The sequence below is a fragment of the Syntrophorhabdaceae bacterium genome, assembly GCA_028713955.1.
Classification (GTDB): Bacteria; Desulfobacterota; Syntrophorhabdia; order Syntrophorhabdales; family Syntrophorhabdaceae; genus UBA5609.
This window is the reverse complement of record JAQTNJ010000113.1, coordinates 1-9,789: the sequence shown is the minus strand read 5'-3', so window position 1 is coordinate 9,789 and position 9,789 is coordinate 1. Positions and strand designations below refer to the sequence as shown.

Annotated in this window: 9 protein-coding genes; 7 read left to right on the top strand and 2 right to left on the bottom strand. The window is 47.2% G+C overall.

Translation table 11 applies throughout. From position 1 onward, the window contains the following. From PHU49_10315 to PHU49_10285, 7 genes are all read left to right on the top strand, one after another. A partial coding sequence (locus PHU49_10315) for a hypothetical protein (GenBank protein MDD5244399.1) occupies window positions 1-504 on the top strand: 504 nt, incomplete at its 5' end. Between the two features lie 133 nt (window positions 505-637). Further along, window positions 638-1,789, top strand: coding sequence for a (Fe-S)-binding protein (locus tag PHU49_10310; protein MDD5244398.1), 1,152 nt, complete (start codon window positions 638-640; stop codon window positions 1,787-1,789). A gap of 30 nt (window positions 1,790-1,819) precedes the next feature. After that, window positions 1,820-2,605, top strand: coding sequence for a formate dehydrogenase accessory sulfurtransferase FdhD (fdhD, locus tag PHU49_10305; GenBank protein ID MDD5244397.1), 786 nt, complete (start codon window positions 1,820-1,822; stop codon window positions 2,603-2,605). A gap of 35 nt (window positions 2,606-2,640) precedes the next feature. Next, window positions 2,641-5,781 carry an FAD-dependent oxidoreductase gene (locus PHU49_10300; protein ID MDD5244396.1) on the top strand — a complete coding sequence of 1,047 codons (3,141 nt, stop codon included), beginning with the start codon at window positions 2,641-2,643 and terminating at the stop codon, window positions 5,779-5,781. Window positions 5,782-5,831: 50 nt separating this feature from the next. Further along, window positions 5,832-6,677 carry a hydrogenase iron-sulfur subunit gene (locus tag PHU49_10295; GenBank protein MDD5244395.1) on the top strand — a complete coding sequence of 282 codons (846 nt, stop codon included), beginning with the start codon at window positions 5,832-5,834 and terminating at the stop codon, window positions 6,675-6,677. A gap of 146 nt (window positions 6,678-6,823) precedes the next feature. Continuing rightward, window positions 6,824-7,105 carry a hypothetical protein gene (locus PHU49_10290; protein ID MDD5244394.1) on the top strand — a complete coding sequence of 94 codons (282 nt, stop codon included), beginning with the start codon at window positions 6,824-6,826 and terminating at the stop codon, window positions 7,103-7,105. Window positions 7,106-7,132: 27 nt separating this feature from the next. Then, on the top strand, window positions 7,133-7,558 hold the full coding sequence (locus tag PHU49_10285) for a hypothetical protein (GenBank protein ID MDD5244393.1): 426 nt from the start codon (window positions 7,133-7,135) through the stop codon (window positions 7,556-7,558). 17 nt (window positions 7,559-7,575) lie between these two features. On the opposite strand, the gene PHU49_10280 is transcribed toward PHU49_10285, so the two are convergent. Together PHU49_10280 and PHU49_10275 are read right to left on the bottom strand one after the other, a co-directional pair. After that, entirely contained in the window at window positions 7,576-8,811 is a 1,236-nt protein-coding gene (locus PHU49_10280; GenBank protein ID MDD5244392.1) for a molybdopterin molybdotransferase MoeA, read from the bottom strand. A gap of 130 nt (window positions 8,812-8,941) precedes the next feature. Then, the coding region (locus PHU49_10275; GenBank protein MDD5244391.1) for an SPASM domain-containing protein at window positions 8,942-9,789 on the bottom strand (848 nt) is incomplete at its 5' end.

Here is a 9,789-nt window from a genome sequence, read left to right as displayed (position 1 = left end):
AAGTGCAATGGCTGCCGGGCATGTGAGGTAATCTGCTCCGCCTTTCACGCGAACCCGAAATACAGCAGCAATAACCCGGCGAGGTCGCGTATCCGGATGATCCGTGACCCTATAAGAGACGTATATGTTCCTGTATATGCCGGCGAGTATACTGCAGCCGAATGTATGGGCAGAGACAAATATATCATTGACGGGAAGGAATACGATGAGTGCGGCTTCTGCAGGGCTGCCTGTCCATCCAGGGACATGTTCAAAGAACCCGATTCCGGTCTCCCCCTCAAATGCGATATGTGTGAAGACGATCCGCCAAGAGAAAAACCCTTATGTGTTGAGTGGTGCCTCAACGATGCCCTGATCTACGAAGAAAGGGAAGAAGAAGTGGAAGAAGGGGTGGAGATGGAGGCAGTGGAGGCAGGGTTGACATCAATGATCGACAAATATGGATTGGAGAAGGTATCAGATACCGTTGCCCGGATGTCGCAGAAGGGCTCAACAAACCAGTGAATAGCATGAAGGCAGTGAATAGTAGATAGCGAATAGCAGATAGCGAGAGACAGAAAAGGCGAAAAGGCAGTCGATAGTGTGGCGAGGAACAAAAAGCGGAAAAAATTAGTCAAATAAAGAGGATTAAGATATCGTGGAAACCATAGCCCCCTTCAAAGAAGTAATAGATGAGATAAAAGAGAAAGGTGGAGACGCCGTCAAGTTCTGCTATCAATGCGGAAAATGTGATACCGTGTGCCCCTGGAACAGGGTGAGGAAGTTCAGTATGCGCAAGCTCATCCGCGAGGCTACGTTTGGTGTAAGTGAGATCGAACGCGAGGAGATCTGGCGGTGCACTACCTGCGGAAAATGCCCCCAGCGATGCCCCAGGGACGTAAAGCAGATCGACGACATGATATCGCTGCGCAGGATGGCCACGGGATACGGCGTGTTTCCCGGTTCCGTCAAGCCTTACCGCACCGTAAGCTCAGGCCTGGCTTCCCAGGGAAACCCCTTCAATGAAGACCGGAAGACCAGGGCCGATTGGGCAGAGGGTCTCTCCGTAAAGACATTCGCCGAAGGGATGGATATTTTATATTTCCCCTGCTGCTACTGCAGCTACGACCCGAGATTAAAGAAGGTAGCGCAGGCTACCGTCAAGATCCTCAATAAGGCAGGAGTAGATTACGGGATACTGGGGAGCAAGGAGAACTGCTGCGGAGAAAGCATCCGCAAGACCGGCAATGAGGAATTATTCAAAAAACTGGCCAAGGAAAACATCAAGACCTTTATCGACAATGGGGTGAAGAAGATCCTCGTTTCCTCCCCTCACTGCTACCACACCTTTAAAAACGAGTATCCTGAATTCAAGGTAAGCTTTGAGGTAGTCCATATCTCCCAATATATATACGAGCTTATCAATGAGGGGAGGCTGCAGATCACCAAAGAGTATGGAAAGAAGATTACCTACCATGACCCCTGTTATCTGGGCCGGCATAACGGTATATATGAAGAACCCAGGGAGGTCTTGAAGAAGATACCCGGTCTGGAGCTGACCGAGCTGCCCGAGTCGCGCGTAGACAGCCTCTGCTGCGGCATGGGAGGAGGCAGGGTGTGGGCGGAAACCGAAAAACATGAACGATTCTCCAACATCAGAGTGGATCAGGCTATTGAGTGTGGGGCAAAGGAACTCGTTACCTCCTGCCCCTATTGCATCACCGCTCTTGAGGACAGCAGGCTCGTCATGAATCATGCTGACGACATAGAGGTTAAAGACATCACAGAGATCATACAGGAAGTGACGTAGAGGACGAAGAAAGGAGAGGTGCAAGAAGCGATGGGCGTATCGGATATGGCAGGTGTAGCAGCGGAGGTTGCATGCGACCGCTTTTCCGAGGCGGGATGGGTCAGGACTACGGGCCACGCGCCTCTCGAAAAAGAGCTTACGGTCTTTGTCAATCTCCAGCATCTGGTCACCATCCTGTGCACCCCAACCAAGCTGAATTTCCTTGTCCTTGGATTCCTGTACTCAGAGGGAATCATATCAGGCATGGGCGATGTAATAATGATGAGGGTCTGTGACGAAGAATCGGAAGTTGATGTGAGGCTCTCCAACCCCGAGTTTGAATTACCGACGAAGCGGACACTCACCTCCGGGTGCGGAGGCGGCGCAACTTTCACAACCGGGGGACAGAAGGTTGATTCTGATCTTGTTGTGACACCAGCGGAAGTGCTGTTGCAGATGAAGTATCTTGTGGAGCACGAGGAGCTGTATCGGCTTAGTGGCGGCGTGCACACCTCAGCCTTGTCCGATGCAAGGAATCTGCTCGTTGTAACTGAGGATATAGGACGGCATAACACCCTGGACAAGATCCAGGGTGAATGTCTGGCGAGAGGACTACCAACGAGAGATCGGCTGATTCTGACTACCGGTCGTGTTTCGTCGGAGATGCTGCGCAAGGCCGCAAAGATGCAGACCCCGGTTGTAGTCTCACGGCACACGCCGACGGGGACCGCCATTGGGCTTGCCCGTGATCTTGGTATTGCCCTGGTTGGCCGGGCGCGTGGAAACCGTCTGTCGGTGTATTCACACCCGGAGCGACTCGGCTGTTCAAGGAATTAAGTACGGCCACAAAAAATCTGATGAGGTGATAGAAAGTGGAAAACGTAATATCGCTCAAAGAAAATATTCAACAACTTCGTAAAGGTCTTGGAGACGGTAATTTTGGCGACGTAATGGTTGTTGGAGGAGGGATCAGCGGTATCCAGGCCTCTCTTGATCTTGCTGCTGCTGGTTTTAAGGTTTACTTAGTTGAAAAGGCGCCGACCATTGGTGGCCATATGGCCCAGCTTGACAAGACCTTTCCCACAAATGACTGCTCCACTTGAATACTCGCACCCAAAATGGTCGAGGTCGGCCGTCATCCGAACATAGAGGTTCTTAGCTACACAGAAGTAAACAGCGTGGAAGGTGAGGCAGGAAACTTTAAGGTAACGCTTACTAAAAAACCCAGGTATATCCTGGAGGACAAATGCACGGGTTGTACTACCTGTGTAGAATACTGCCCGGTTCAATACCCTGATCAATATAATCAGGAAATATCAAAAAACAAAGCTGTCCATATATACTTCGCTCAGGCAATTCCACTTATCACCTATATAGATGAAAGCTGTCTTTACCTGAAAGAGAAGAAATGTCGTATATGCGAAGCAGTATGTAAGAATAACGCCATAGATTTTAATCAAGTGCCGGAGAAAGTAGAAATAGATGTAGGGGCCATAATTCTGTCTCCCGGCATTGAACCATTTGATCCCAAAGTGAGGGAGGAATACAGGTACGGACAATTTGTAAACGTGGTAACCAGTATGGACTACGAGCGGCTCTTATCCTCCACCGGGCCATATGGGGGTGAGATACTGCGTACCTCCGACAAGAAGCATCCACATAACGTAGCCTGGATTCAATGCGTCGGTTCCCGGCAGGTTATTGAAGGTGGCAACAGCTATTGTTCGGCTGTATGCTGCACCTATACCCAGAAGCAGGCGATCCTGACAAAAGACCATGACGCAGAGGCGAAGTGCACCATATTCCATAACGATGTACGTTCTTACGGAAAGGATTTTGAGCGGTACTACCAGAGGACCGAGAACCTGCCCGGCATTCGCTTCTTCAGAAGTTACACGTCCATAGTAAAAGAGGATCCCGTAACGAAGAATGTGACCGTACGGTATTCTACCCCGGATGATGGAGTAATAGAGGAAGAATTCGATATGGTGGTATTATCCGTTGGATTGAATCCTCCTGCTGATGTGAAGGACATTGCAAAAAAATTCGGCATTGAGCTCAATTCTCACAATTTTTGCAAGCTCGATCTCGTCAATCCTATAATCACCAACAGGCCCGGGATCTTTGTAAGCGGAGGCTTGCAGGGTCCCATCGATATCCCCGAGTCGGTTTTTGGCGCCAGCGGGGCGAGTTCCCAGATCGGCGAGCTCCTTGACTACAGACGGGGGAACCTTGCCAAGGAAAGGATATATCCGCCGGAACAGGATGTCTCTCAAGAGGAGCCGAAGGTAGGGGTCTTTGTGTGTCATTGCGGCGCAAATATCGGAAGGATTGTAAATGTCCCCGAGACGGTCGAGTATTGCAAGACCTTGCCCAATGTTGTCTACGCCCAGGAACAGTTATTTTCATGCGCTATTAATTCTGCCAAAGAAATAACGGACAAGATAAAGGAGAAAGGGCTCAATCGGGTGGTTGTCGCTGCATGCTCCCCCAGGACCCTCGAGCCGTTATTCCGGGACACCCTCAGGGAGGCGGGGATCAACCAGTACTACTACGAGATGGCAAACATCAGGGAGCATAACTCCTGGGTTCATCAGAAAGAAAAGGAAGAGGCCACCGAAAAGGCACATGATATAATCCGGATGTCGGTAGCCCGCGCCTGCCAATTGGAGCCGTTACAGGAATTTGATCTTCCGGTTAATAAGGCGGCGTTGGTGGTCGGCGGAGGCATAGCCGGCATGACAAGCGCTCTCTCCATGGCCAACCAGGGGCACGAGGCCTACCTGATTGAAAAGGACAGCGACCTCGGCGGGATCGCGCGGAAGATCCACACCACCCTTGAGGGGCTGGATGTCCAAGCATATCTGCGCGACCTTGCAGGAAAGATTTACAAGCACCCCCTGATACACGTGTATACCGATGCAACGATCACGGAGGCAAAGGGATATGTGGGGAACTTTGTCACCACGGTGAAGTCTGACAGGGGGATTACAGAGATAAAGCATGGCGCAGCCGTTATCGCTATCGGCGCCGAACTCTATACGCCCACTGAATACCTCTACGGACAGGATGAGAGGGTAATGACCCACCTTGAGCTGGAAGAGAAGATCGTCAGCGGGGACGAAAAGGTTGCGAAGGCGCAGAGTCTCGTGATGATCCAGTGCGTTGGCTGCAGGAACGAGGACAGAAATTACTGCAGCAGGATATGCTGTAGCGAGTCCATAAAGAACGCGCTTCTGCTCAAAGAGAAGAACCCCGCGATGGACATCTACATCCTCTTCCGGGACATAAGGACCTACGGGTTCAAAGAGGATTATTACCGGGAAGCGGCAAGTAAGGATGTAAAGTTTATCCGCTACGAGCCGGAGGATCCACCTGTGGTGGAACCCGGCAAGTCCGAAGACGGCCGGCCCGTTCTCAAGGTAACCGCGACGGATTATATCCTCGGCAAGAAGCTTGAGCTGGATGCCGACATCATCGCCCTGGCTGCTGCCGTTGTCCCTTCGGCAGCGACAAAAGAGATAGCCAATCTTTTCAAGGTAACGTTGAGCTTAGACGGCTTCTTCAAGGAGGCCCATGTCAAATTGAGACCTGTCGAGTTTGCGACGGACGGCGTCTACCTCTGCGGATTGGCCCACTATCCCAAGTTTATGCAGGAAACGATCAACCAGGCTTATGGAGCTGCCGGCCGGGCTTTAACGCTTCTCGCGAATGATATAGTCGTAGCCTCAGGTGCTGTTTGCGAGGTGGATGAGAAGAGGTGTATGGGCTGCGGGGCATGTGTTGCAGTCTGTACCTATGGTGCCTTAGAACTTCGTGATACAAAACAAGGCAAAAAGGCTGTAATTAATCCTGTTCTCTGTAAAGGAGATGGTCTCTGCAACTCAAAGTGTCCGACAGGGGCTATAACACTTAAGCACTATACCGATGAAGAACTGGTAGCCGAAATTGATACGGTGGTTCCAGAAGAAGAGATCATACAGCAAATTGATAAGGCGGCAGGAAATGTGTAGAAGCGTACGAATGGATGTAGCCGGGATTACTGACAAAGGAGGTGGAAACGATGGGTACAGGATCTAAATTTAAACCAAGAATTTTGGGCTTTGCATGCAATTGGTGAGTATACGGAGCTGCTGACCTGGCTGGAGTTTCCAGACTGCAATATACAACTGAAATGAGGATTATACGGGTCATGTGTTCCGGTAGAGTTGACCTGGCATTTGTGCTCAGAGCCTTCTCAAACGGAATAGATGGAGTATTTATTGGTGGTTGCCATTTAAATGAATGTAATTATATCACTCATGGAAATTACCATGCGCTTAACATGGTGCTGCTCTGTAAAAAATTAATGGAACACATAGGGCTGAACCCTGAACGGTTAAGGATCGCATTTATGTCCGGTGCCGAAGCAAATGTTTTTGTCGAATCTGTGAATGATTTTGTCAAGAATGTGAAAACAATAGGACCACTCGGCAAAGCCGAAGGGATTGATAAAGAAGAATTAAAGTCCAGGCTTGCAGAACTTACAAAGCTGGTCCCTTACATTAAGGTGATAAAAAACGAAAAGCTGGGGACACGCCTTGAGAACCCGGACGAATATGACACATTTTTCACGAAAGACGAGATAGACGCATTATTCCGTGAAGTGGCCTCGTACTATATCGACCCGACAAAGTGCCAGGCCTGTATGACCTGCGCGAGGAGATGCCCCGTAGAGGCGATTATCAGCGCCAAGGGCCAAGTCCACGTGATCGATCAGGAGAAATGCATAAAATGCGGAACCTGTTTTGAAGCGTGTCCTCCTCGATTTGGCGCGGTGACAAAGATCGTCGGCGAGGCCGTTCCGCCTCCGCTCCCCGAAGATCAAAGAGCTATAGTCAGAAAGAGCAAAGAAAAAGAAGTTGCGTGAAGCAACGGGATTGCAGTGTTGAATTTAAAAGCCCCGCAAAAAAAACGCGGGGCTTTTAAATTATTCCGTTAAGATATGCATCGGGAATCGGCGGGGGTACTCATTTTACCATTGAATAGTTAATATCTCGCGCCGGATTTGATATAATGAAATTAAAAAGGAAACAAGGTGTCGTTATGACAAAGCACTCACATTGTTTTGTAGAAACGTTTGACGGTCTATTGGGGTATGGTCTGGACAGGCAATCCGATGAGAATACAGTACAGGTGTACCTGCAGAAATTTTCGGATGACGATTTGATGCAAACAATTCTGAGACGGATGAGCGACGACGATTTAACTGAGGTATTTGAGGTTACAAGTAAAATGCTGAAAAGATATCTGACTGAGCCTGAATATCATCAATTGTTTCTCAAAGAGGAAGAGTGATGAATCACACCGGTTGTTTTAAGTAATATGAAGGTTATTGTCGTTTCAGGCGCGCGTTCCAATGTTGGGAAGACACAGCTTTCACGTGCACTGTGCAAACTGCTGCCCGGCGCAGTACGAATAAAAATCGGCCACCATGCGCGTAAACCCGGCAAAGATGGTCATCTATACCCTATGGGGACCGGCTTTTCAAGCATCGCCGCCGAGCACGGCAACGCGCGTTTTCTGATAATCGAGAGCAACCGCATACTCGAGGAGATCACCCCTGAATGCGTGATTTACCTCCCGGCCGAAGATCCGAAACCCTCTGCCGAAATTGCCATGAAAAAGGCGGATATCATCCGTGGAGAGCCCGTTCCGGCTTCAAAAATATCCGTACTCGCCAGACGGATGGAGTGCGATGAAGCAGTCATCCGGAAAATAGTAGAATTGTCAGGCGCGCTGAACGGATAACGGAGATATGGTGAATATTATATCTCATTATGTTCAATTAATTGAATCGCTACTTTTTCTCCTGCCTTTACTTTTATGATATTTTCCGGAATGATTATCAGACAGTTCGCGTCGCTCATTGAACGAAGTACGGATGGCTTTTGATTGCCTGTTGTCGAAACGTAAAATTCATTATTTTTAATAGTAAAGTAGCCCCTCAATAGATGATGAACTTTGCCCGAATTGATATCTTCTTCAAGAAATGCGTTAACGATTGGTTTTTTTACCCTTGTTGCACCCATTAATCTAAGTAACGCAGGTCTCACAAATTGAATGAATGACGTAAGAGTCGGAACTGGATTTCCCGGCAGGCCAAAAATCAGTTTGTTATCTTTTATTCCAAAAGCGCACGGCTTGCCGGGTTTGACATTAACCCATTCAAATTGTATTTCGATATTTAGATCAGAATAAATTTCTTTAACAAGATCGTACTTTCCCGTTGATACACCGCCCGTTGATATTACGACGTCGGATTTCAAGGCCTTCAAAAATATTTCCTTCATATCCTTCAATGTGTCTTTAGCAATGCCTAAATAACCGGGAAGAGCGTTAATCTTTTTTACCTCTGAGTACAAGGTATAGGCATTTACATTCCTGATTTGACCAATCTGGATCTCTTCACCTATATCCGCCAATTCATCGCCCGTAGAGATAATTGAAACGGTCGGCTGTTTATATACTTGCACTGTATTGTAATTCAGCGACGCAAGGATACCTACGTCCGCGCAACTCAACCGATCTCCTTTGTGCAGCACATTGTCACCTTTTCTGATATTTTCTCCTGCAAATCTGTAATTTTCGTATTTAACCATTTCGTGGAATATTTTTACATAACCGGCCTCTTCTTCTGTATCTTCAAACCGGATTACCGAATCAGCGCCTTCCGGTATCGGGGCGCCGGTCATTATTCTTATTGCTGTTCCTTTTGAGACTTGTTTATCGATAATGGAACCGCCTGCCTGTATCTCTCCTGTAATTTTAAGTTTTGCAGGATTATTTTTCGATGCCCCTTGCGTGTCATCCGCGATTATCGCATAACCGTCCATTGCTGAATCATCCACAGGAGGAATCATTATATCCGATACAATATCATCATATAAAACACGGTGAGATGCTTCCATGATAGAAATGTTTTCACAGTTCAGAGGGCTCACAGAATCTAAAATAATCCTTAGCGCCTCTTCAAAGGATACCGTTAAATTCGTTTTCCTCATAATTCCTCAAGACCTGCCCTATCCTGCTGCCTCTATTACAGCGCCGCTGTTGTTGAATATCGCGGCTCAATGACTATATTCTGACCTTGACCGTAACATAATATTCGTCTGTCCAGATCTTTTATGGTTTTCATTTCATATCGTTCTTTAATTTGTCTAAATATCTTAACCTTGGAATAATTTCCTTATGTATATCACACATAACAGATTTTCCTGATGCGGTACCGGTCAACAACAATCTATCGTTGGGGCACCCTCCCTGGCAGGTGGTTTTAGATTCACACTCCCTACATTCGTCCGGGATCCCCGGTTTTGTAACGTTGTAGTGAAATGTTTCACAATATATTTTGCTTAAAGGATTTTCGTCAAATATTGTTCCGGTTTTAAATGAATGGTCTCTAATACACGGCCCAATCGTTCCATCCGGATATACTGTAGAAATTCTTTTCCCGCAAGGATATGGAGAATATTCAAGATCCCATAAAGGAATCAAGGTATCCAGCAAGAAAGTGGTATGAACATCGTATCCCTTGACAATATAATTTTCCAATAAATCGCATAATTCATGATATCTCTTCAACAATCTTTTCCTGTATTCAGCATCCAATCCTCTGTATAAATCCTTTTGGTATCTTAAACGATACCCATTTTCTGTTCCAAATCTTGTTATATCAAGAATTCTCTCTAAGTTATAATCATCCAAAGTTGCTACTATTGTTTGGCCAATAACGTTTGATCTTTCGCTGATTATCTTCATTCTTCTCGATAGTTCTTCAATGCTTATATCTGTAATATTTGTTGTCATCCATTGGATATCTTCGAGATCATCCCAATTTACAGTATCTACCAGGTCGCCGTTTGTATAAAGAAATCCTTGCATGCCGTCAGTATTTTTGTAGACCGAATCCATAATTTTCTTAATTCTATCCGTTCTCAATAACGGTTCCCCACCAAGAAAACCAACGGCGTTCATTTTAA